This is a genomic window from Micromonospora sp. LOL_024 (assembly GCF_048060415.1).
In the GTDB taxonomy this organism is placed as follows: Bacteria; Actinomycetota; Actinomycetes; order Mycobacteriales; family Micromonosporaceae; genus Micromonospora.
In genome coordinates, this window is sequence record NZ_JBHMIS010000006.1 from 38,619 (window position 1) to 60,944 (window position 22,326).

At 72.0% G+C, this 22,326-nt stretch carries 21 protein-coding genes and 1 riboswitch; of the genes, 5 read left to right on the forward strand and 16 right to left on the reverse strand.

The annotated features are described in order from the left end of the window. Nucleotides 1-4: 4 nt before the first annotated feature. Nucleotides 5-136, reverse strand: a riboswitch (cyclic di-AMP (ydaO/yuaA leader). A 153-nt stretch (nucleotides 137-289) separates the two neighbouring features. The 3 genes from ACFHWY_RS09680 to ACFHWY_RS09690 form a co-directional block, all read right to left on the reverse strand. After that, nucleotides 290-1,207: a cation diffusion facilitator family transporter gene (locus ACFHWY_RS09680; RefSeq protein ID WP_416579788.1), complete on the reverse strand. Its 918-nt coding sequence runs from the start codon at nucleotides 1,205-1,207 to the stop codon at nucleotides 290-292. 92 nt (nucleotides 1,208-1,299) lie between these two features. Beyond that, nucleotides 1,300-3,414 carry a HelD family protein gene (locus ACFHWY_RS09685; protein ID WP_416579789.1) on the reverse strand — a complete coding sequence of 705 codons (2,115 nt, stop codon included), beginning with the start codon at nucleotides 3,412-3,414 and terminating at the stop codon, nucleotides 1,300-1,302. A 109-nt stretch (nucleotides 3,415-3,523) separates the two neighbouring features. Then, nucleotides 3,524-4,447, reverse strand: coding sequence for an alpha/beta fold hydrolase (locus ACFHWY_RS09690; protein ID WP_416579790.1), 924 nt, complete (start codon nucleotides 4,445-4,447; stop codon nucleotides 3,524-3,526). A gap of 149 nt (nucleotides 4,448-4,596) precedes the next feature. Between ACFHWY_RS09690 and ACFHWY_RS09695 the strand changes: the two genes are divergently transcribed. After that, nucleotides 4,597-5,211 (forward strand): carbonic anhydrase, encoded by a 615-nt coding sequence (locus tag ACFHWY_RS09695; RefSeq protein ID WP_416579791.1) that lies wholly within the window; start codon nucleotides 4,597-4,599, stop codon nucleotides 5,209-5,211. 92 nt (nucleotides 5,212-5,303) lie between these two features. Here ACFHWY_RS09695 and ACFHWY_RS09700 read toward each other — a convergent pair whose 3' ends face one another. Continuing rightward, the gene (locus tag ACFHWY_RS09700; protein ID WP_416579792.1) at nucleotides 5,304-5,633 is read right to left on the reverse strand and encodes a hypothetical protein; all 330 of its coding nucleotides are present in this window, start codon (nucleotides 5,631-5,633) and stop codon (nucleotides 5,304-5,306) included. A 304-nt stretch (nucleotides 5,634-5,937) separates the two neighbouring features. Between ACFHWY_RS09700 and ACFHWY_RS09705 the strand changes: the two genes are divergently transcribed. Further along, nucleotides 5,938-6,429 (forward strand): DUF3145 domain-containing protein, encoded by a 492-nt coding sequence (locus ACFHWY_RS09705; protein WP_416579793.1) that lies wholly within the window; start codon nucleotides 5,938-5,940, stop codon nucleotides 6,427-6,429. Between the two features lie 62 nt (nucleotides 6,430-6,491). Continuing rightward, nucleotides 6,492-8,225 carry a glycoside hydrolase family 3 protein gene (locus tag ACFHWY_RS09710; protein ID WP_416579794.1) on the forward strand — a complete coding sequence of 578 codons (1,734 nt, stop codon included), beginning with the start codon at nucleotides 6,492-6,494 and terminating at the stop codon, nucleotides 8,223-8,225. 9 nt (nucleotides 8,226-8,234) lie between these two features. Here ACFHWY_RS09710 and ACFHWY_RS09715 read toward each other — a convergent pair whose 3' ends face one another. From ACFHWY_RS09715 to ACFHWY_RS09740, 6 genes are all read right to left on the reverse strand, one after another. Next, nucleotides 8,235-8,867, reverse strand: coding sequence for a lipoprotein (locus ACFHWY_RS09715; protein ID WP_416579795.1), 633 nt, complete (start codon nucleotides 8,865-8,867; stop codon nucleotides 8,235-8,237). Nucleotides 8,868-8,923: 56 nt separating this feature from the next. Continuing rightward, nucleotides 8,924-10,150 (reverse strand): beta-ketoacyl-ACP synthase II, encoded by a 1,227-nt coding sequence (gene fabF, locus ACFHWY_RS09720; protein ID WP_416579796.1) that lies wholly within the window; start codon nucleotides 10,148-10,150, stop codon nucleotides 8,924-8,926. A 1-nt stretch (nucleotide 10,151) separates the two neighbouring features. After that, nucleotides 10,152-10,391, reverse strand: coding sequence for an acyl carrier protein (locus ACFHWY_RS09725; protein WP_416579797.1), 240 nt, complete (start codon nucleotides 10,389-10,391; stop codon nucleotides 10,152-10,154). Nucleotides 10,392-10,474: 83 nt separating this feature from the next. Next, nucleotides 10,475-11,419 carry a beta-ketoacyl-ACP synthase III gene (locus tag ACFHWY_RS09730; RefSeq protein WP_416579798.1) on the reverse strand — a complete coding sequence of 315 codons (945 nt, stop codon included), beginning with the start codon at nucleotides 11,417-11,419 and terminating at the stop codon, nucleotides 10,475-10,477. Continuing rightward, nucleotides 11,416-12,417 carry an ACP S-malonyltransferase gene (locus ACFHWY_RS09735; protein ID WP_416579799.1) on the reverse strand — a complete coding sequence of 334 codons (1,002 nt, stop codon included), beginning with the start codon at nucleotides 12,415-12,417 and terminating at the stop codon, nucleotides 11,416-11,418. Before ACFHWY_RS09735 ends, ACFHWY_RS09730 begins: the two co-directional genes overlap by 4 nt. A 78-nt stretch (nucleotides 12,418-12,495) precedes the next feature. After that, complete coding sequence (locus tag ACFHWY_RS09740) at nucleotides 12,496-13,830, reverse strand: PucR family transcriptional regulator (RefSeq protein WP_416579800.1); 1,335 nt, start codon at nucleotides 13,828-13,830, stop codon at nucleotides 12,496-12,498. 83 nt (nucleotides 13,831-13,913) lie between these two features. Between ACFHWY_RS09740 and ACFHWY_RS09745 the strand changes: the two genes are divergently transcribed. After that, nucleotides 13,914-14,162: a hypothetical protein gene (locus ACFHWY_RS09745; RefSeq protein WP_416579801.1), complete on the forward strand. Its 249-nt coding sequence runs from the start codon at nucleotides 13,914-13,916 to the stop codon at nucleotides 14,160-14,162. A gap of 23 nt (nucleotides 14,163-14,185) precedes the next feature. Here the strand turns inward: ACFHWY_RS09745 and ACFHWY_RS09750 are convergent, their stop codons facing one another. From ACFHWY_RS09750 to ACFHWY_RS09765, 4 genes are all read right to left on the reverse strand, one after another. Continuing rightward, the gene (locus ACFHWY_RS09750) at nucleotides 14,186-14,833 is read right to left on the reverse strand and encodes a hypothetical protein (RefSeq protein WP_416579802.1); all 648 of its coding nucleotides are present in this window, start codon (nucleotides 14,831-14,833) and stop codon (nucleotides 14,186-14,188) included. 316 nt (nucleotides 14,834-15,149) lie between these two features. Beyond that, entirely contained in the window at nucleotides 15,150-16,559 is a 1,410-nt protein-coding gene (gene gltX / locus ACFHWY_RS09755) for a glutamate--tRNA ligase (protein WP_416579803.1), read from the reverse strand. Nucleotides 16,560-16,652: 93 nt separating this feature from the next. Beyond that, nucleotides 16,653-17,924: an MFS transporter gene (locus ACFHWY_RS09760; protein ID WP_416579804.1), complete on the reverse strand. Its 1,272-nt coding sequence runs from the start codon at nucleotides 17,922-17,924 to the stop codon at nucleotides 16,653-16,655. Further along, on the reverse strand, nucleotides 17,921-19,270 hold the full coding sequence (locus ACFHWY_RS09765; protein ID WP_416579805.1) for a GH1 family beta-glucosidase: 1,350 nt from the start codon (nucleotides 19,268-19,270) through the stop codon (nucleotides 17,921-17,923). Before ACFHWY_RS09765 ends, ACFHWY_RS09760 begins: the two co-directional genes overlap by 4 nt. A gap of 187 nt (nucleotides 19,271-19,457) precedes the next feature. Here ACFHWY_RS09765 and ACFHWY_RS09770 point away from each other — a divergent pair, with 187 nt between their 5' ends. Continuing rightward, on the forward strand, nucleotides 19,458-19,904 hold the full coding sequence (locus tag ACFHWY_RS09770) for an SRPBCC family protein (protein WP_416579806.1): 447 nt from the start codon (nucleotides 19,458-19,460) through the stop codon (nucleotides 19,902-19,904). Nucleotides 19,905-20,004: 100 nt separating this feature from the next. Here the strand turns inward: ACFHWY_RS09770 and ACFHWY_RS09775 are convergent, their stop codons facing one another. Further along, the gene (locus ACFHWY_RS09775; protein WP_416579807.1) at nucleotides 20,005-20,946 is read right to left on the reverse strand and encodes a hypothetical protein; all 942 of its coding nucleotides are present in this window, start codon (nucleotides 20,944-20,946) and stop codon (nucleotides 20,005-20,007) included. Continuing rightward, nucleotides 20,943-22,232: a choice-of-anchor B family protein gene (locus ACFHWY_RS09780; RefSeq protein ID WP_416579808.1), complete on the reverse strand. Its 1,290-nt coding sequence runs from the start codon at nucleotides 22,230-22,232 to the stop codon at nucleotides 20,943-20,945. Before ACFHWY_RS09780 ends, ACFHWY_RS09775 begins: the two co-directional genes overlap by 4 nt. Between the last annotated feature and the right edge of the window lie 94 nt (nucleotides 22,233-22,326).

Here is a 22,326-nt window from a genome sequence, read left to right on the forward strand (position 1 = left end):
GCACATGTCCTTCCGTCAGCCGCCGACCGGGTTAGCTGACGGGTTCGGGACGGAAGATCCCTACCGCTGACGCGGATGCACCCCAGGAACATGGTTCCCCGGTCCGCCCTGGCGGGCGATTAGGCGGCGGCCGCCGCCGGCACCGTCGGGTGCCGCCTGGCGGAGGCCGGGTCCGAGCCTACCGGTGCTCCTGCGACCGGTGCAGCTGGTGTTACTACTGGTGTTCACTTGCTGACTAGTAAACCAGGCTAAAAGCGACAATTTTGTCAGTTCGCCGAAGGTGGTGTCATTACCACTCGACTGCCCCGCAGTCGCCCGGGTTCGCCCGCGGCTCGACCTGGAGGGTGGCGTGCTCGATGTGGAACTCCTCGCGCAGCGCCGACCCGGCGGCGGTGAGCACGACGCCGACATCGGCGCCGGGGGCGACGGCCAGGTGGGCGGAGGCCACCTCCATGCCGGAGGTGAGCGTCCAGACGTGCAGGTCGTGGACGCCGGCCACGCCGGGAACCGCGGCCAGCCGGTCGTGTACCGCGGTGACCTGGAGGTGCTCCGGGGCGGCCTGCACGAGGATGCGTACCGCCGCCCGACCCAGCCGCCACGTCCGAGGCAGGATGAACGTGCCGATCGCGACCGCCACCAGCGGATCGGCCCACCACCAGTCGGTCAACGCGATCAGCAGGGCCGCCCCGATCACGCCCAGTGAGCCGAGCAGGTCCGCAAGCACCTCCAGGTACGCGCCGCGCAGGTTGATGCTCTCCCGGGCACCGGGTCTCAGCAGAGCGAAGGCGACCACGTTGGCGAGCAGCCCGAGCGTCGCCACCACAAGCATCGGCCCGGCGGGCACCTCGGGCGGGTCGCCGAACCGGCGTACCGCCTCGACCAGCACATAGACCGCGACGCCGGAGAGCAGTGCGGCGTTCGCCAGCGCGGCGAGAACCTCCAGCCGATAGAGCCCGAAGGTGCGCTGTGGGTCGGCGTCGGCCCGTCGGGTGGCGGCCATGGCGGCGAGCGCCATGCCAATGCCCAGCACGTCGGTGAACATGTGCCCGGCGTCGGAGAGCAGAGCCAGCGAGCCGGTCCGCAGGGCGGTGACCGCCTCGACCGCCATCAGGGTGCTGAGCAGGGCGAATGACGCCCACAGCCGGCCAGAGTGGCGATGCGCGGCGTTCGACACCGCGGCATGGTGGTGGTCATGACCCGCGCCCACCCAGACACCTTCCGCCGTGCGCCCGCCCGAGGTCATTTCTATGCCGACATTGCCATGTATTCAATCATCGGTCGATCCGTCCCGGCGCCGCCTCAGCCGGTCGGGTCGACCGTCGTCAGCCGCTGGGTGGCCCGGGAGAGCGCCACGTAGAGATTCCGCACGCCGGCACCCGGCTCAGCACGGATCTTGCTCGGCGCGACCAGCACCACGCCGTCGTACTCCATGCCCTTTGCCTCCAGGCTCGTCACGACCTGGAGTCGCCGCCCGCCCAGAGCGCCGAGCCAGGCCGCGACGTCGTGCCGCAGCGGCACCGGAGTGATCACCCCGACGGTTCCCTCGACCTCCCCGAGCAGGTAGTCCGCGGCAGCCACGACGTGGGTCTCCAACTCCTGCGCCGGCACCACGAGCTGGATCGGGTCGACACCGGTGGAGCGGACCGCGGTGGGCAACGTGAGCTCGGGGTACGCCCGACGGATCTCGGCCGCCGCCACCGCGAAGATCTCCGCCGAGTTGCGGTAGTTGGTGGTCAGCGTGAAGCGGTGCCGCTGGCGGCGACCCAGCGCCTGTTCGCGGGCCCGCGCCAGCTCCTGCGGGTCGCCCGTCCAGGCGGTCTGCGCCGGGTCACCCACCACCGTCCAGGACGCCAGCCGCCCGCGCCGGCCGATCATCCGCCACTGCATCGGCGAGACGTCCTGTGCCTCGTCGACCACCACGTGCGCGTAGTCGCGATAGTCCTCGGGGCGCTCCCTGGCCGCCTCCCTGGCCGCCCGCTGCCGGTCCCCGAGGGTGCTCAACTCCCGGACCCCCCCGGCCAGCTGGAACGGATCCCGCTTAACCCGTGCGGGACGCATCGGCTTGCCGAGCAGTGCGTCCAACTCATCGAGGAGGGCGATGTCGGCGACGCTCAGACCATCGGTGGTCAACTCCCGGTACGCCTGCCCGAGCAGCCGGATCTCGGCACCGGAGAGGACACCCCCGGCGTACCGGCGCAGCCGCTGCGGATCGGCCAGCCAGCCGAGCACGTGTCGTGGGTGCAACCGCGGCCACCACGCCTTGAGGAAGTCCCGGAAGTCCGTCCGGTCGATCAGCTCGTCCTCGAAGGCACGCTGTTCAGGCAGGTGGGACATGCCGAGGCGGCGGGCCTGCGCCCAGAGCGCGGCGAGCACCCCGTCGAAGCCGGCCCGCCGCACCTCGTTTCGCCGGCCCCCACGGGACAGCGCCCGGTTCCGGACGGCGTCCAGGTCGCCCCGCTCCAGCCGCAGCAACTGCCCCCGGTACAGCAGCCGCAGCTCGGTCGGGGAGTCGGGCACCGCGTCCCGGGCGGCCCGTTCCAGTACCCGGCGCATCCGAACGGACCCCTTGACCGCCGCCACCTCGGGCGGATCGGTGCGGGTTGCGGTCAGCCCGGGAAACAGGGTGCCCAGCGAGTGCAGGGTGGCGGCGTGCTCGCCCAGCGACGGGAGCACCGAGGCGATGTACTCGACGAAGACCGACGAGGGGCCGATCACCAGGATCCCGCCGCCGGCGTACCGGCTGCGGTCGGAGTAGAGCAGGTACGCGGCACGGTGCAGGGCCACCGCTGTCTTGCCGGTGCCCGGCCCGCCGGACACGAGAGTGACCCCCGATCCGGGGGAGCGGATCGCCTCGTCCTGCTCGCGCTGGATGGTCGCCACGATGTCACGCATGCCCCGGCCGGTGGTCCGGGACAGGGTGGCCATCAGCGCACCGTCACCCACCACGGCCAGATCCGGTGGCGCGGCGTCCGGGTCGAGCAGGTCGTCCTCGATCCGGGTGACCCGCTCCCCGCTGGACTGGATCGTCCGTCGCCGCACCACGCCGAGCGGCTCGGCGGGAGTCGCCTGGTAGAACGCGGCGGCAGCCGGGGCCCGCCAATCCACCACCAGCGTGGCGGCGTCCTCGTCGCGGATGCCGAGCCGTCCCACGTGCAGGACCTGCCCGTCGCGCAGGTCCAGCCGGCCGAAGACCAGCCCCTCGTACTCGGCGTCCAGCACGTGACGCCGCTGCGCCGCGTGGAAGACCATCGCGTCCCGCTCGACCAGCGCGCCGAAGTTGCCCACCCGGGCGAGGCGGTAGCCCTCCTTCTCCGCGCGGACCGCCCCGCGGCGCAGCTCGGCCAGTCGTGCGTACACCCGGTCGAGATGCCGTTGCTCGACGGCGATCTCCTGATCCAGGGTGCTCTGATCCACGTCTTGTTCTCCTCGTGACGCCGCCTGGCCAACCGCACGAGATTACGCCCCACCGTCGAGCTGCGGGAAAGCGCACCTTCTCGACGGTCGGCGGGGAGCGGGCCCTCCGTCAACCGTCGATCCGGGAACCGGCGGGCACCGCGTCGAGGACCCGGCGCAGCACCCCGTGCAGGGCGGCGTTGACCTCGTCGGGACGCTCCATCATCAACATGTGTCCGGCGCCGGGGCAGACGGTCAGCTCGGTGTCCGGCAGTGCGGCGGCGATCGACTCCGCGCACGGCGTCGGGGTGAGCCGGTCCCGGTCGCCGACCAGGGCCGCCGCCGGCAGATGGGCCAGGGCGGCGAGCGTCGTCAGGCGGTGCTGGGTGCCGATCGAGGCGCGGAAGCCGCCGATCGAACGTAGCGAGGCGCGGGCCACAGCCGAGGTCACCAGCCGGATGTCGGTAGGCTCGCAACGGTCACCGAAGAGCATCCAGCGGATGCTGGGTCGCAGGGCGCGCAGCAGGGTCCGGGGCGGCCGCCAGGCGCCGCAGCGGGCCAGCAGCCCGGCACCGGTGGTCTCGGCCAGCCGGATGAGCCGGGCGATCCGTGGCGACAGGCCGTAGACGGTGTGGGTGTGCCCCTCGGCGGTGGTGGAGACGAAGACCAGCCCGGCGGTGCGTCGCGAGAAGTGCTCGGGGTGACGGTGCGCGTACTCCATTATTGTCATGCCGCCCAGCGAGTGTCCGACCAGCACCACCCGGCCGGCGGGGGCCACCTCGTCCAGCAGCGCGGCCAGGTCGTCGCCGAGTTGGGCCAGGGTGGCCGTGGGCAGCGCCATGCAGCTGGAGCGGCCGTGCCCCCGGGCGTCGTAGGTGACCACCCGGATCGTGCCGAACGCCTCCCGCAGCGCGGTCAGCTGTCGGTGCCAGGTGCGTCCGTCCAACGTCCAGCCGTGCAGCAGCACCGCGGTGACCTCGGCGTCCGCCGGGCCGACGGTCTCCACGTGCAGGTGTACGTCGTCGCTCAGCCGCACCTTGATCGGCTCCGGCATCGCCACCTCCACATGGCCCCACGGATGCGTAAGCCCGGGGATACCCGGTGGTAACACGGGCTACTCGTCATGACACCACGAGGAGCGGGGTGTTGAGAAGATCCCGCCAAGCCCCTCCGCGCCGGAGATGGTCCGGTCAGGCTGTGGGCATGGCAGCGCACCGGGCCCGCGGGGGTACGCCCAGAGCGGCCCTCGCCGAACTGCTCACCGGCAACCGCCGCTTCGTCAGCGGCCAGCCGATCCACGGGCACGACGTGACCGCGGCTGCGGCGAGCGCCTCCGGCGACCAGCAGCCATACGCCGTCCTGCTGGGCTGCATCGACTCGCGGGTGCCACTGGAGGCGATCTTCGACCAGACCTTCGGGTCGATCTGCGTGATCCGTACGGGTGGCCAGGTGCTGGACCGGGCGGTGCTGGGCTCGATCGAGTACGTGGTCGAGGTGCTGGGCGTACCGCTGGTGATGGTGCTGGGGCACGAGCGCTGCGGGGCGGTGCAGGCGACGGTCGAGTCGCTGCGTACCGGGCGGCGACCCGGGGGCGCGCTCGCCCACCTGGTCGACCGGATCATCCCCGCGGTGGTCGAGGTGGGCCTGGACGACCCCCAACTGCAGCCGCTGGCGACCCGTCGCCACGTGGCCCGGACGGTGGCCACGTTACGCGCCGACCCCACGCTGAGGCCATCGATCGACGCCGCCCGCGTCGCCGTGACCGGCGCCCTCTACACCCTCTCCACCGGCAGAGTCACCCTCCTCGACCCCCTGTAGCAACCGCATGACCGACGCGGTGGGGTGGGAAGGGATCGCCCGCCGGGGACCGGCGGGCGTTCGGGGTGGTGCGGGTGATTTTCGGGCTAGGGTCAGGAGTCGAAGACGCCGGCCTCGACCAGGCGCTTCTCAGTGGCGTCCCAGCCGTCACCCGGGTGGGTGTCGTTCAGGCCGTTGATCTCCGCGCGGATCTTGGTGGCGTGGCCGGCGGCGGCCAGCACCCGGATCTCCTCGACGAAAGCCTCGGAGTCGGTGCGCAGGTGCGCGGTCTTACCGTTGGTCAGGTTCCGCACGTAGGCGTGCTTGCCGCCGTTGAGCGGAATCAGGTACTTGAACTCGCCCAGCACGCTCAGTGCGCCACCCAGGCCAGCCTGGCCGGCCCGGACTGACGCGCGCGCGGTCTTGGAGGTGTTGCTCGCCACGGAGGTACTCCTTGGAAGACGTACGGAGGACTGGACGTCCGGGGGCTGATGCGGGCGGCACCGGATGGGTGTGACCCGCGAAGGCTTACGCGGCACAGGCCGCCGATGGAACTTTACACGAACACGATGCCGGCTGGTCAGCCGGCCGTCACGAGGTGGAACGGCGGTCACCTGTCCGGGTATTTCCGGCCGACGGATTTCCCGATTCCCTGGCGCACCATCTGTCCCACCAGTCATCATGTGTTGCAGCAACACCCGGGCGAGGTCGTAGGGGAAGACGCACCTCGCACTCCGGGAGGTCACCGTGCCAACGCGTGGCGTCGTATATGTCCACTCGACCCCACTCGCCGTGTGCTCACACGTCGAGTGGGCGATCGCGCGCGTCCTCGTCGCGCCGGTCAACCTGCAGTGGACAGCCCAACCCGTCGATCCCGGCGCCCGCCGGGCCGAGTGCGGGTGGTCCGGTAGCCCGGGGACGGGCGCCGAGCTGGCCGCTGCCCTCAGGCAGTGGCCCATGATCCGTTTCGAGGTGACCGAGGAGCCCAGTCAGGGCGCAGACGGTGAACGCTTCATGCACGTCCCGGGACGAGGACTGTTCCGGGCGACCGTCGGTGTCGCCGGGGACATCCAGCTCGGTGAGGACCGCTTGCGCAGCATCATGGCCGGCGTGCGGGCGCCAGAGGCTCTCGCGCACGCCCTGGACAAGGCGCTCGGCACCGCGTGGGACGCCGAACTCGAGCCGTACCGCTACGCCGGTGACGGCGCGCCGGTGACGCTGCTCACCCAGGTCGGCTGAGCAGGCGTGGCCAGCCATCCCGACGAAGGTCGAGTTGCCCCGGTACGCGGTGAGCTGGTGGGATGGTCCGCGTGTCGACCACCCCTCGGCGCGTCGCCGCCGCGTTCGTCGTCGTGACCGCGCTGCTCGTCTCCGGCTGCGCTGGTGCTGGACAGCGCCCCGGGCCGAGCCCGTCCGCCGCCCCGCCCACGGAAACCGCCCCGCCGTCGCCCGCCCCGCCAGCGGACCCGGCGACCCGGGCCGCCGCCCTCGTCGTCGAACTCGCCGACGAGGACCTGGTCGGCCAGGTGCTGATGCCGTATGCCTACGGCGACCAGGCGACGAAGGTCTCGGCCGGCTCGGTGGCCGGCAACCAGGCCCTGAGCGCGGTGGACACGCCGGCCCAGATGATCGAGAAATATCGGCTCGGCGGGCTGATCCTGGTCGGTTTCAGCGCGGACGACCCCACCCAGGGCAATCAGGAAACCACGAACGTCGACAACCCGGAGCAGGTCCGGAAGCTGACGACCGGACTGCGAACGGCTGCCGGGAAGCTGCCCGCCGGTGCCGCGCCCTTCCTGATCGGCACCGACCAGGAGCACGGAGTGGTCACCCGCATCACTGACGGGGTGACCATGCTGCCCAGCGCACTCGGCGCCGGCGCCGCGAACGACCCGGCGTTGACCGAGGCCGCCTGGCACGCCGCCGGCACCGAACTGGCCGCCATGGGCGTCAACGTCGACTTCGCACCCGTCGCCGACGTGCTGGTGACCCGTAGCACGGTGATCGGGTCCCGGTCGTTCGGCTCAGACCCGTACCGCGTGGCCAACCAGGTCGGCGGCGCGGTACGCGGACTCCAGACGGCCGGTGTGGCGGCCACCCTGAAACACTTCCCGGGACACGGCCACAGCGCCGTGGACTCACACAAGGACCTGCCGGTACTCGACCAGTCGCGCGGCGAGCTGGCCGCCGAGGCGTGGCCACCGTTCACCGCCGGCATCGAGGCCGGCGCGCTGGCCGTGATGTCCGCCCACCTCGACGTACGCTCGGTCGACCCGGGTATCGCCGCCACCTTCTCGTACAAGCTGCTCACCGAGGTGCTGCGCGGGGAGCTCGGCTTCCAGGGTGTGGTGATCACAGACGGGATGAACATGCCGCCGGCCCGCCGCTTCGAGCCCGGCGAGGCGGCGGTCCGGGCACTCAAGGCCGGCAACGACCTGATCCTCATGCCGCCGAACGTCGGCCAGGCCTACGACGGGCTGCTGGCAGCGCTGCGTGAGGGCACCCTGCCCCGGTCCCGGCTGGTGGAGGCGGCCACCCGCGTGCTGACCATGAAGTTCACCCTGGCCGACCGGCCCACGCCGGAGCTGTCCACGCTGAGTTCCAAGGCCCACCGTGCGGCGGCGGGTGCGCTCGCCGCCGGCGCGGTCACCGTGCTGCGCGGCAGTTGCGACGCCAGCGGCGTCCGCGGCCCGGTGACGGTCACCTCCTCGGACAGTCGGGCGCACACCCGGGCGGCCCTGACCGAGGCGCTGACCTCGGCCGGAATGAAGGTGGTGCCCAGCGGCGGCACGGTCGTCCACCTCGTCGGGTACGGCGACGGGGCTGGCGCCCTGCGCGCCGACGCCGCCGTCACGGTCGCCATGGACACCCCGTACGTGCTGGCCCGGGCGTCCTCGCCGACGCTGCTGGCCACCTATTCGACGAGCCGGGCCTCGATGGCCGCGCTCGCCGAGGTGCTCGCCGGCAAGGCCCGCCCGCAGGGCCGCTCCCCGGTCAAGGTGACCGGGCTGCCCGCCACCACCTGCTCCGGCTGAGGTCGCGGATCAGGCCGAACCGGCGAGGGTGTCGCGGGCCAGCCGGTACGCCGGCAGCACGTCGACCGGCTCGCCGAAGCTGGTCGTGCTCGCCTCGACCAGTACCGTCCGGTGGCCCAGCTGCACGGCCAGGGCCCACTCCCGGACGTCAGAGTCCGTCAGCGCCCGCCGGGACAGCCAGGTCGCCTCGACCACGTCGAGGTCACCCGGGCGGGTCTCGCGGTACTGCGGCTCGCTCACCTGCTCCTCGGCGTCGACGAATGCCTCCAGCGCCTGCCGGGCCGGGGTGCCCTCGCCGTCGACGATCCACACCCGCACGAAGCCCGGCACCACCGCCCGGCCGTCCAGCTCACAGCGCACGGTCGACCCGCCCCGGCGGGTCAGCGCCTCGGCCACCGCGTTGCCCAGCTCGTTTCCGGGATCGGGCGCCTCGACCGCCTCGGCCCGCCAGTCCTGCGCCAGATCGAACGTGACCGGCAGCGGGCAGGGTCCAGCGGCGCCGACCGTGCCGGCCGGCACGGCGGCGGCCACCTCGTCGTGCCACGGCTCGCCGGTCGAGCCGACCCCGCCCGGCTCAGCCCCGGTGCATCCGCCGAGCAGCCCGATTATCAGCGTCGCCGTCGCGATCGCCCGTCGACTCACGGTGTCCGTTCCCCGTCGTTCATCCAGAGACGTGTCAGCAAAGCGGCACCACCGGGTCAGACCCGGGTGAAGACGAGGGCCACGTTGTGGCCGCCGAAGCCGAACGAGTTGTTCAACGCGGCGGGCACGTCCAGCTGGCGTGCCTTGTGGGCGACCACGTCGAGGGTGAGGCCGTCGTCCGGGTCGTCCAGGTTGATCGTCGGTGGCACCAGGCTGTCGCGGATCGTCAGGATGGTGGCGATCGACTCCAACGCGCCGGCGGCACCGAGCAGATGACCGGACATCGACTTGGTGGCGGTCAGCACCGGGTGGTCGCCCAGCGCCGCGCGTAGCGCGGTGATCTCCGCCAGGTCGCCCACCGGAGTCGACGTGGCGTGCGCGTTGACGTGGACGATGTCGGACCTCGCCACGTCCGCGTCGGCGATCGCCTTCGCGATGGCACGGATCGCGCCGGCGCCCTCCGGATGCGGCTGGACGATGTCGTATCCGTCGGAGGTGATACCGGCACCCGCCAGTCGCGCGTACACCCGGGCACCCCGGGCCGCCGCCTGATCGGCCCGTTCCAGTACCACGATGCCGGAGCCCTCGCCGAGGACGAAGCCGTCCCGGCCCTTGTCCCACGGCCGGGAGGCCAGCTCCGGTTCGTCGTTGCGGGTCGACATGGCGCGCATCGAGGCGAAGCCGGCAATCGGCAGCGGGTGGATCACCGCCTCGGTGCCGCCGGCCACCACCACGTCGGCGCGGCCGGCCCGGATCATGTCCAGGCCCAGCGCGATCGCCTCCGCGCCGGTCGCGCAGGCGCTGGCCACCGAGTGCACGCCGGCTTGGGCGCGGAGTTCCAGACCCACCCAGGCGGCCGGACCGTTGGGCATCAGCATGGGCACGGTGTGCGGCGACACCCGGCGGGGGCCCGACGCCTCCAGGATGTCGTCCTGGGCGAGCAGGGTGACCGCGCCACCGATGCCGGAGCCGATGCTGACCCCTAGCCGCTCCGGGTCAAGACCGGCGTCGACCAGTCCGGCGTCCGCCCACGCCTGATGGGCGGCGATCAGGGCGATCGCCTCCGACCGGTCCAACCGGCGCAGCTTGACCCGATCCAGCACGGTGGCCGGATCGACCGCCAGTTCGGCGGCGATCCGGACCGGCAGTTGCCCGGCCCACTCCTGGGTGAGCGCGCCCACCCCGGAGCGGCCGGCGAGCATGGCGTCCCAGGTCGACGCGACGTCCCCGCCCAGCGGGGTGGTCGCGCCGAGCCCGGTGACGACGACGTCGATGCGACTCATATCAGGACTGCGCCTCGATGTAGCTCACGGCGTCCCCGACCGTCTTGAGGTTCTGCACCTCGTTGTCGGGGATCTTGACGCCGAACTTCTCCTCGGCCGCCACCACGACCTCCACCATGGAGAGCGAGTCGACGTCCAGGTCGTCGGTGAAGGATTTCCCCTCGGCTACGTCGTTCGGGCTCACCCCGGCAACCTCCTCGAGGATCTCGGCGAGGCCGGCGGTGATCTCGTCACGGGTCATTGCGGTGGGTTCCTCTCATCGGGTTTCTCGACGGGGCGGCGACGCCACCCGTCGCTCCTCGGCGCTGTCACGCCGTGGGGGTATCAGGGGCAGCGGATGACCTGACCGGCGTAGGTCAGCCCGCCACCGAAGCCGAACAGCAGGACCGGGGCGCCCGAGGGCACCTCACGGCGCTCGACCAGCTTGGACAGGGCCAGCGGGATGCTGGCCGCCGAGGTGTTGCCGGACTCGACGATGTCCTTGGCGACGAGCGCCTGCGGGATGTTCAACCGCTTGGCTATCCCGTCGATTATCCGTGCGTTGGCCTGGTGCGGGACGAACGCGGCCAGCTCGGCCGGGTCGACCCCGGCGCGCTCGCACGCCTGCAGGGCCAACGGCGCCAGTGCGGTGGTGGCCCAGCGGAACACCGTCTGGCCCTCCTGGGCGACGTACGGGCGCCAGCCCTCGATGCGTACCGCGTCGCCGCGCTCCGGCACCGAACCCCACACCACCGGGCCGATGCCGGCCGGCTCGTCCCCGGCGGCGGCGGTGACCACTGCGGCGCCCGCGCCGTCAGCGAAGATGATGCAGGTGGAGCGGTCGGTCCAGTCGGTGAAGTCGGAAAGCTTCTCCGCACCGATGACCAGGGCGTTGCGCGAAGCACCGGCCCGGATCGCGTGGTCCACGGTGCCCAGCGCGTACGCGAAGCCGGAGCAGGCGGTGTTCAGGTCGAACGCCCCCGGCGCGTCGATACCCAGCTTGGCGGCGACCCGGCAGGCCACGTTCGGGCTACGGTCGATCGACGTGCAGGTGGCGACCACGACGAGGTCGATGTCGGCGGCGGTCAGGCCGGAGTTGGCCAGCGCCTTGTCGGCGGCGGCGGCGGCCATGTCGGCGACCGTCTCGTCACCGGCGATCCGCCGGCTCACGATGCCGACCCGGTCGCGGATCCACTCGTCGTTGGTCTCCACCAGCTGCGCGATGTCGTCGTTGGTCACCACCCGGGAGGGTTGGTGGTGCCCCATGGACAGGATGCGGCTGCCCGTCATGACGAGGCCTCCCTACGGTCGGTCTCGCCAGGAGAATGGTTGGGGCGGTCTTCGGCGACTGCCTCGTGGCCGGACACCCGGCCGCTGTGCCGGGCGACCAGGTCGCGGGCGGCGGGCAGGTCGTCCGGAGTGTTCAGGGTGACGATCTCCGGGGCGCCGGTGCCCTTGAGCTCGCGCTTGACCAGCCCGGCGAGCGTGCCAGCGGGCGGCAGCTCGATCACGCCGGTCACGCCGCGGCCGGCCAGGGTGGCCATGCAGAGATCCCAGCGGACCGGGGCGGTGACCTGGCGGACCAGCCGGCGCAGCAGCTCCCGCCCGTCGGTGACCGCGGTACCGTCGACGTTGGACAGCAGGATCCGGGCCGGGTCGCTCGGTGTGATCCCCGCCGCGACCGTGGCCAGCGCCGTCTCCGCCGGAGCCATGTGGGGGGTGTGGAACGCGCCGGCCACCTGCAGCCGGATGACCCGCGCCCGGGCGGGTGGCTCGGCGGCCAGCTTCTCCAACCCGGCAGAGGTGCCGGCGGCGACGATCTGGCCGGTGCCGTTGCGGTTCGCGGCGTACAGCCCGTGCCCGGCGATCGCGGCGACCACCTCGTCCGGGTCGCCGCCCAGCACGGCGGCCATCCCGGTCGGCTCCAGCGCGCAGGCGGCGGCCATCTCCCGGCCACGTACCCCGGCGAGGGTGATCGCTGCCTCCGGAGGCAGCGCTCCGGCCAGCGCCGCCGCGCCGAGTTCGCCGACGCTGTGACCGGCGGTCAGCGAGATGTCGCGCATCGGCAGGTGCTCGGCGGCGAGCAGCGCCGCGGCGACCAGCAGCGGCTGGGTACGGGCGGTGTCCCGGATCTCGTCCGCGTCCGCGACGGTGCCCAGGTGCACCAGGTCGACGCCGGCCAGCGTCGACCACGAGCGCAGTCGGGCCTCGACGCCGGTCAAATCGAGCCAGGGGGTCAGGAAGCCGGGTTTCTGGGAACCCTGGCCGGGGCTGAGAACGGCGAGCACGTGTATGACTCTCCTGGATACCCACGGGTTGCGCTGTGCCGGCTGGCACCAAACCGCACTAGAACAGTTGGAGGGATCCTACAAAGATTGGTGCTGGTCACCACCAACCTGTGATCTTTTACCGACCGGTGGGGTCAATGTCTGGCTCGGTGCCACCGGATCCAGCCGGCCGACGGTCAGTGCCACCCGCAGGGCGAAGGCGTCCCGGGGGGCAAGCGGGCTGAAGCCGGTGACATCGGCGATCCGCCGCAGCCGGTAACGGACAGTGTTCGGATGCACGTACAACGTGCGGGCGGCGCTCTCCAACGTGCCACCCGCGGCGAAGAAGGCGTCCAGCGTCTCCAGCAGCTCACCGCCGGCGCGGACCAGCACCGCGTACACGTCGTGGCGCAGTCGCCGTCGGGCCTCGGCGTCACCGGCGAGAGCCCGCTCGGGCAGCAGGTCGCCGGCGTGGACCGGCCGGGGCGCGGCCGGCCAGGCCGGTGCCGCCCGGTACCCGGCGAGCGCGGCCCGAGCCGACTCGGTGGCCTCGTCCAGGCTCGGCACCGCCGGACCGACGACCACCGGCCCGTCGCCGAAGACGGTCAGCAGCTTGCCGGTCGCCGCGACCGGGTCGGCCGCCCCGCCGAGCACGATCACCAGCCGGTCGCCGTGCACCCCCCCGATCACCTCCACCCCGATCCGCCGGGCCTGACGGTAGACGGTGTGCAGCACGGCCGCGACCTCGCCGCCGGGGGAGGGGCCGACCGCCACCGACACCGGTGGCGCATCCGTCCAACCGAGGGCGGCGGCCCGGCTGGCCAGCACGTCCGGGGAGTCGCCGCGCAGCAGCGCGTCCACCAGCAGGGCCTGTAGGCGGGCGTCCCAGGAACCACGTGACTCGGCGGCCCGGGCGTAGACCCGGGCGGCGGCAAAGGCGATCTCCCGGGAGAAGCGGAGCACCGCCTCGCGTAGCTGCGGCTCCTCGCCGGGGGCGGCCAGCAGGCCCACCTGCTCCTCGACCACGTCGATGGTGACTTTGATCAGCGCGACGGTCTGCTGAAGGGAGATCGAGCGGGCCAGGTCCTGCGGGGCGGTGGCGAACACCTCGTCGGAGACCTCCTGCGTCCCCTCGCCGGCCCCACCGCCGGAGCGCAACCACTGGACCAGGGAGCGGGCGCCGGCCTGGGCCACGAGCATCACCCAGGAACGCTGGTCGGCCGGCAGGCCCCGGAACCAGGGCAGGGTGTCGTCCATCCGGGCCACGCTCGCGGTGGCCAGCGCCCCGGCCGCCCGTTCGATGCGGCGCAGCGTGGCCGACAGGTCCGTCCCGCCCGTCTCGCTCACCGGTCTAGCCTGGCATGCCCTGAGCTGGACCTCGACGGCAGGCGTCGGCGGGAGTGACCGCCGACGCCCACCGGGTACGCGCTGCACAGGCCGTCGGATGCGGCCAGTACCGTGACAGGGCACGTCGGGTGGGCACCGGCGGGCGAGGGCGAGAGGGTGAGGAGACACCGATGGCGCAGGGGGATGCCGAGCACGGCTGCGTCCAAGGGGAGGACGTCGCGTCCACCTGGCCCCGCGGCGTCGAGCCGACGGTGCCCCGCCAGCGCGCCGCCGAGCCGCCGGCCGCCGGGCAGCCCGAGTCGACGACCGGAGGCTGCCGCAGCGACCTGCCCGGCTGGGCCGGGGCGCACCGCCACGGCCCGGTCCGTCCCGCGCACCGTAGCCCCCGGCGGGAACGCCCGCCGCGTCGCTGGTGCTGAGCGGATTCCGGTACCGCGACAGATCAGCGAGTACGGCGACGGATCAGCAGCGCGATCCCGGCGAGGCCGACGGTGATCACCAGCATCACCGCCACGTTGAGCAGGAGTAGACGCTGTAGGTCACCGAACGCCTCGTTGAGGTCCTCGGCGGGGTTCAGCGCCTCCTCCGGGATGATGCGTTCGCCTCCACCCACGCCGCCCGTCACGGCCTCGTACGTCCGCTCCAACGGAACACCGGCGGTCCGCAACGTCTCGGACATGCTGACCCGCCCCAGGTACCAGCTCGCGGTGACCTTGTCGTCCGGCTGCTTGGCCGGCCGGTACACCCGGGGACCGCCGACCGCCTTCGGGTACAGGTCGTAGGTCTGCTTCGGAACGTCGCCCGCCAGCACCACGACCGTGTACTTCGGACCAAGTTCGGCCTTTTTCGGTCCACCGGACTGGCGGACGAGGCCACGGTGGTTGACCTGCTCGATGACGGCGACGACGTGATCCGGGTGGGATTCCGCGCGTAGCCGCAGCGGCTGGCCGAGCCCGTGCCCGGTGATGTCCACACCGGCGGGTGGCGTCTTCGGCGCCGCCACCGCCGGCTCGGCCAGGGTGAGCGCCAACAGCGGGGCCGCGATCCCGCTCACCACCATCGCCGCCAGTCGCCTGAACCGTCGGACCATATGCCGCCTCCTCGCCCCGTTCGATGGGTGGCTGTGCTGCAGGGGTCACACGTTGGAAGGCCGACGTCGGTGACCGTCCACAGGACGGGTGTACCCACCTCAAAGACTCCGCGGAACGCCGATCGGTTGCAGCTGATGAAACATTAATCGGATCTGTCTGCGATCGCGACTCGACCAACGACCGCCCGCTACCAGCGAGCGGATCTTACCTCTGCGAAGGCTGTGATGGGGAGCAGAATAGCGCGCCCAGGGTACGCCGGGTAATGCTCGTCGGCGTGTCGCCCGCCGCCGAGGGCTCCCGAGGGTGTCGCGGCAGTCAGACCAGGCGTACCCGGGCGGCGCGCATCCGGGTCAGGGAGCGCTCCTGACCGAGCACCTCCAGCGACTCGAACAACGGCAATCCGACGGTACGTCCGGTGACCGCGACGCGTACCGGCGCCTGGGCCTTGCCGAGCTTGAGGCCGCGCTCCGCGCCGACCGCCTCAAGAGTGGCCTTCAGCGTCTCGGCGTTCCACGACCCGACGGTCTCGAAGGCGGCGATCGCGGCATCCAGCAACTCTGCCGAGCCCTCCTTCATCGCCTTGGCCCAGGCCGCCTCGTCGATCAGCGGGGTGGCGACGAAGAGGAAGTCGACGTTCGGCACGATCTCGCTGAGCACCGCGATCCGGGTTTGTGCCAGCGGCGCCACCGCGGCGAAGGCGGCCGGCTCGAACTCCTCCGGCTGCCACGGCGGGGGTGCGATGGTGCCGGTGCCGGTCAACCACGGCCGGCATGCCTCGACGAACTCCTCGACGGGCAGCGCCCGGATGTACTCCCCGTTGAACGCGCGCAACTTCTTCTCGTCGAAGAACGCCGGTGACGGGTTGACCTCCGCCAGCTGGAACTCGTCCTCGATCGCCGACCAGGGCACGATCTCCCGGTCACCCGCGGGCGCCCAGCCGAGCAGCATCAGGTAGTTGCGCATCGCGGCGGCGAGATAGCCCTCGTCCCGGTACGCCTCCAGGGCGACCTTGTCGCGGCGCTTGGAGAGCTTCTGCCGCTTCTCGTTCACCACCACCGGCACGTGTGCCCAGACCGGCGGCTTCACCCCGAGGGCGTCCCAGAGCAGTTGCTGCTTCGGGGTGTTGGGCAGGTGCTCCTCGGCCCGGATCACGTGGGTGATCCCCATCGTCATGTCGTCCACGACGTTGGCGAGCAGGAAGACCGGCGAGCCGTCGCCCCGGGCGATGACGAAGTCCTCGATGAGCTTGTTCTCGAAGGTCGGCTCACCCCGGATCAGGTCGGTGACCACCGTCGAACCCTCGTCCGGGGTGCGGAAGCGCAGCGCCCGGCCCTCGCCGGGCGGCAACCCCCGGTCGCGGCAGTGCCCGTCGTAGCCGGTGTACTGGTTGCCGGTGCGGGCCTGCACCGCCTCCCGGGTGCAGTCGCAGTAGTACGCCCGGCCCGAGTCGTGCAGCCGCCGGGCGGCGGACCGGTGCTCGTCCGCGTAGGAGGACTGGAAGTACGGGCCCTCGTAGCTGTTCCGTTCGATGCCGATCCAGTCGAGTGCCGCCAGGATGCCCTCGGTCCACTCGGGCCTGTTCCGCGCCGCGTCGGTGTCCTCGATACGCAGCACGAACACCCCGCCCTGCTGCTTGGCGTAGATCCAGTTCTGCAGCGCCGAGCGGGCGCCGCCGACGTGGAACATACCGGTGGGGGAGGGGGCGAAGCGCACACGTACCGTCACAACCCCCAGCCTACGGACGCCCGCCAGGCATCGAGGAAGGGCCCCTCGTTGTCGCCCTGCGTGGTACCGGGCCGCGCTCAACACGGCGGCCGGTCACGGAACGGAGCGGATCTTCAGGACCAGGACGCTGCCGAGCAGCGTCACCGCAGCGGTGGTGGCGTACAGCGCGGGATAGCCGCCCAGATGGACCACGATCGGCGCGGAGATGGCCGGGCCGAGCACCTGCGGCGCCGAGTTGGCAATGTTGATCACGCCGAGGTCCTTGGCCCGGTCCGTGGCCTTCGGCAGCACCTGGGTGATCAGGGCGGCGTCGACCGACAGGTACACCCCGTAGCCGCCGCCGAGCAGCAGCGCGGCGGCGAGCGCCATCGGCCAGGTGGGCGCGATAGCCAGCAGCAGCGCCGCCACCGCGATCACCACCCCGGCGGCGATCACGAAGACCTTGCGCCTGCCGGTGCGGTCCGACAGCCGGCCGGCGACCACCGTGGTGGCCGTCAACCCGGCGGTGTAGAGCAGGATCAACACCAGTAGTCCGGCCTCCGGGTCGGCCACCCGCACCTCGTCGGTGAGGAAGTAGAGCAGGTAGAGGGTGCCCAGGGCGTTTCCGAGCTGGACCAGGAAGCGGGTGATCCAGGCCCAACCGAAGTCCGGGTAGCGGCGCGGCGACACCCACAGTCCCCGGAACAGGCCGCGCAGTGGCGGCCGGTGCGTGCGGGGCAGTGGGTCGTCGACGGTTCGCAGCGCGAACGGCAGCGCGAGCAGCAGGACGACCGCGGCCAACGCCAGGTAGCCGGCGGCGGTGCCGGTGACCACCGCCGTGACCAGCACGACGCCGAGGACCAGCCCGAGCGCCTGCGGGATACCGACCCAGCCGGAGACACCGCCGCGCTGGGTGACCGGAACCCGATCCGGTACGGCGGCGGTCAGGCTGGCCAGCATCGCGTTGAGGCAGACCTGCGCGGCGACCCAGCCCACCGTCACCGCGAGCACGGTGCGGGCCTGCGCGAGGAGCACCAGCGCCAGCGCGCCGAGGACCGCGCCGCCGAGGGTCCAGATGTGCCGGCGGCCGAACTCCCACCGGCCGGCGCGCAGGCAGGTCCGGTCCGACAGTGCGCCGGCCAGCGGGTTGGCGATCACGGCGGCCAGGGCGCCGAGTCCGGTGACCACCGCCAGCATGGTCTCCTTGTTCGCTGGTGCGATCTGCCCGAGCTGCTGCGGCAACAGCACCTGGATCGGGGTGAAGAAGGCCATCCAGACGCCCAGATTGGCGGCGAACAGCAGCGCGATCCACCCCCGTCGGACCGCGGTGGTCGGCTCGGCGAGGGCGGCCGGCGGCGAGGTCGGGTTGGGGTCGACGGTGGTCACCGTCCAGGTCCCCGGCGGGCCGTCGCGATCACCTCACGCAACCAGGCGTACGACGCCTTCGGGGTGCGGTGGCCGGTGTCGAAGTCGACGTGCACCAGGCCGAAGCGCTTGGTGAAGCCTTCGGCCCACTCCCAGTTGTCCAGCAGAGACCAGACGAAGTAGCCGGTCACCTCGACGCCGTCGTCGATCGCGGCGCGTACCGCCCGCAGGTGGGCGTCGAGGTAGGCGATCCGGTCGGGGTCGGGTACCCGGCCGACGGCGTCGGGCACGTCGTCGTAGGCGCAGCCGCTCTCGGTGACCTGGATCGGAGGTAGCTCCGCGCCGTAGCGGTCGCGCAGCCAGCCGAGCAGGTCACGCAGCCCGTCCGGGACGACCGGCCAGTCGAAGGCGGTACGCGGGTAGCCGGTGAGCGGCACCAGGTCGAAGGGGAGGGGTGAGTCCTCCTCGGCAGCGCGTACGCCGGTGGGGTGGTAGTAGTTGACGCCGAGCACGTCGACCGGGGCGGCGATGACGTCCAGGTCGCCGTCGCGTACCACGCTGGTGTCGAAGCCCAGTTCGGGCGGGTATCCGCGGCCGAGCAGCGGATCGGTGAAGAGCCGGTTGTGCAGCGCCTCGTAGGCCGCCGCGGCGGCGGCGTCGGCCGGGCTGTCACCGACGGCACGCACCGGCGAGTAGTTGTTGGCGATCGCGACCGGGCTGCTGCCCGACGCGCGCAGCGCGGCGACGGCGAGACCGTGGCCGAGTAGCTGGTGGTGGGCCACCGGGAAGGCATCGAAGAGCAGCATTCGGCCCGGCGCGTGTACGCCGATGCCGTGTCCGAGGCTCATGTGGACGAACGGCTCGTTGAGGGTGATCCACAGCTTCACCCGGTCACCGAGGCGGCCCGCCACCGCGTCGGCGTAGTCGGCGAAGCGGTGCGCGGTGTCCCGGTTCAGCCAGCCGCCGGCGTCCTCCAGTGGCTGTGGGAGGTCCCAGTGGAAGAGGGTGGCGACCGGGTCGATGCCGTGGTCGAGCAGTTGGTCGACCAGCCGTTCGTAGAAGTCCAGCCCGACGGGGTTGACCGCGCCGGTGCCGGTGGGCAGCACCCGGGGCCAGGCCACCGAGAAGCGGTACGCGGTGACGCCGAGCCCGGCCATCAGGGCCACGTCCTCGGCGTGCCGGTGGTAGTGGTCGCAGGCCACGTCGCCGTTGCTGCCGTCGACGATCCGACCGGGCGGTTGGGCGAAGGTGTCCCAGATGGAAGGTCCGCGACCGTCGGTGCCGGCGGCGCCCTCGATCTGGTAGGCGGACGTGGAGACACCCCAGCGGAATCCGGTGGGGAACTCGGGCATCGGAGCGGTCGACATGCGCCCTCCCGGTCAACGCGAAATCTATTCGGAACTCTAGGGGTATGCCTGTCGGGACGCCATAGGCTCCGAGGCACCGGAAGGCAATACGTTTCGGCGTGTCTTTTACGAACAAGTCCACATACGTCCGTTTTTGCGCATACAGTTCCAAATATCGTGGGATGTCCTCACTGGAGGAAGACGAAGAATGATCCTCGTGGAACGCAGCGCGCACGTGGTGGCGCCGGTGGAAGCGGTCTGGGATGTGGTGCAGCGGGCCGAGCAGTTGCCGGCCTGGCTGGCCGGCGTCCGTGCGGCCGAGGTCCTCTCGGGGGAGGGCTTCGGTCGGCGGCAGCTGGTCCAGGCCGGACGCGGTGCCGCGCATGAGGCCGAGGTGATCGCCTACCAGGAGCCGACCCTGATCGGCTGGCGCGAACGCGCCAAGGGCGCCGGTGCCCGTGCGGAGGCGCGCACCGAGATATACGTCCAGCTCACCCCGGACGAACAGGAGAGCGGGACGGTCGTACGGCTCATCGTCGTGCGCTGGCCGGCCGGTCCGGTCAAGGCCGCCCTACTCCGGCTCGGACTGCGTCGGGTCGGCGCCGACCTGGAGGACTCGCTGGCCCGGCTGACCGATCTGGCCGCCGTCGGCTGACGGGCCGCGTCCCGGCGTCACCCGCGACGGTGGCGGCCCAGGTGCCCCAACCAGGTGCACCTGGGCCGCCACCGCTTTCGGCTGCGTGTCCCCGTGGTCCTCACACGACGACGGTGAACGCGGCGACGCGAACCTCGTCGAGGTGTCGGAACTCGAAGAACAGTCGGTAGGTCCCGGCCGACGGCACGGTGACACCGAACGCCACCACCGAGCTGGGTTGGCTCGCGGCGGCCGGGTGAACGTGCAGGTACGCCAGGTCGCCCTGGCGCAGCGCCACCAGGTGCCCGTACGCGCCCAGGTGTCGCTGCAGGTCGGGCACCGGCCGGCCGTCGCGGCCGAGCCAGACGAGCACCTGGTTCGACTCGCCCGCGCGCAGTCCACCGTCGAGGGTGATGGTGTAGTCGTCGACCACGACCGTCTCCTCGGGTTCGACGAGCGGCGTGGCGGCGTACCGGCCGGGGACCGGCACGTCGACGCCCAGGGTGACCCCGGCCGGTGCCCCTGTGGGCCAGAAGTCGGCGATCGCCCGCAGCGGGCCGGGCGCGGTCGGGGTGACCATGACCCGCCAGGTGCCGTCCGGCGACATCTCCGGGTGCACGTGCTGGTATCCGGTCAGGTCGCGGCCGACGAGGACCAGGTGCATCCGCCGCTCGTGGTTCTTCTGAAACGTGGTCAGTGTGGTGCCGGCCGGGTCGGTGATCCGGAACACCAGCTCCCCCGGCCTGTCGGCGCGCAGGTCCGGGGTGTCCAGGGCCAGTGTCCAGCCGTCGCGGGACACCTCCAGCCCGCCCGGGCCGTGGTTGGTGTGTGCGCCGGCGCCGACCGCCGCCGGCCGGTACGGGCCGGCGGCGGTTCCGGCCCGCCCCGCGAAGAAGCCGACCGCCAGGGTCAGGGCGAGTACCAGCGCGGCGGCGGCGTAGCGCGCGCCCCGGCCGGCGTCCGGTCGGGGCGCGAGTGGCCCGCCGGGGTGGGGGCGCCCCGGCTGGGGCGCCCCCTCGACGGTGTCGATGACGGCCGCCGGATGCTGGCCGGTCGCGGTCATGACAAGCGGGGCTGGAGCACGAACAGCCCCTGCTCGATGCCGCTGACCACCACGTTGCCGCTAGGGAAGTACGGGTAGGTGCTCCAGGCCCCGTTCATCGAGGCGCTGTTGCTCGACGGGTAGATGTCGAAGTAGCCGGCCTCGGTGGCCTGGCCGGCGGCCACGTTGCGCAGGTCCAGGATGCGCAGCCCGGCCCGGTAGTTGGCCTGGTAGCTGTAGTTGCCCTTGACGTACTGGTTGTGGTCGGTGGCCGAGACCCCGCTGGGGGCGCTGTAGGTGCCGATGTGCCGGGGCGCGTCCAGGTCTGCCAGGTCCCAGATGTAGGTCTGCGTCCTGACTCCGCGCCGGGTCTCGTCCAACTCGTCGTCGAGCAGGAAGTACCGCTGGTTCTCGGTGAACCAGCCCTGGTGGGTGTACGCCCGCCCGGTGTAGCCGATCCGGGACAGCTGGCGGGGCGCGGACTTGGTGGTCACGTCGACCACCGTCACCGTGTCCTCGTTGGAGTTGACGCAGATCTCCCGACCCGTGTAGGTGGTGTCGGGGCCCCGGTACACGACGCACTGGGTGTCGTGGGTGTAGCCGTCGTTGCTGACGCAGCCCGCGTACGCCGGGGACCTCGGGGTGCGGATGTCGACCATGTGCAGTCCGCCGCTGCAGGTGTTCGTGCCGACCGCGTAGGCGTACCCGGTCTGCTCGTTGATGGCGATGTTGTGCGAGTTGCCGAACTGGCTGTAGTGCGTGTTGGCGGTCCAGGTCCGCGGCGTGGTCACGCCGCGCAGCCGGGTCAGGTCGAACACCTGCATGCCGTGCCCGGAGACGTCCGCCACCACGTACGCGTGGTCGCGGTAGACCTTGATGTCCCGCCAGACCGCGCTGCGGTTCTGGTACGCCGGCAGGTTGCCCAGGTAGACCGGGGCGGTCGGGTTGGACACGTCCACGAAGGAGGTGCCGTTGCGGCGGCCGACCAGCGCGTACTCCTTGCCGGTCTGGGAGTCGGTCCAGCCCCAGATGTCGTTGGCCTGGCTGCCACCGATGTTGGCCAACGGCAGGAACGACAGCAGGTCGACGTTGCGGCACGGGTAGCCGGCGGCCTGGCCGTTGGTGCAGGTGGCCGCGGCGGCCGCGACCACCTGCTGGCTGGGTTCGCGTTGGGCCATGAACTCCTGGGCCGACGCCCGCCCGGCCGGGGTGGCGGGGTCGTGTGCCACCGAGGGCGAGCCCGGCCCGAGCGTCGACACCATCAGGGTGCCGACGGCCAGCGCGAGGCCGATCCGGATGATTCGCATGAAGGCTCCTTCCCGTCGCGCCGTCGCCGGCGAAGACGTCCCGGTCGGCTGGGGACGGGCGCGACGGGGAAGGTCCACCGGTCCAGCCTGGTGT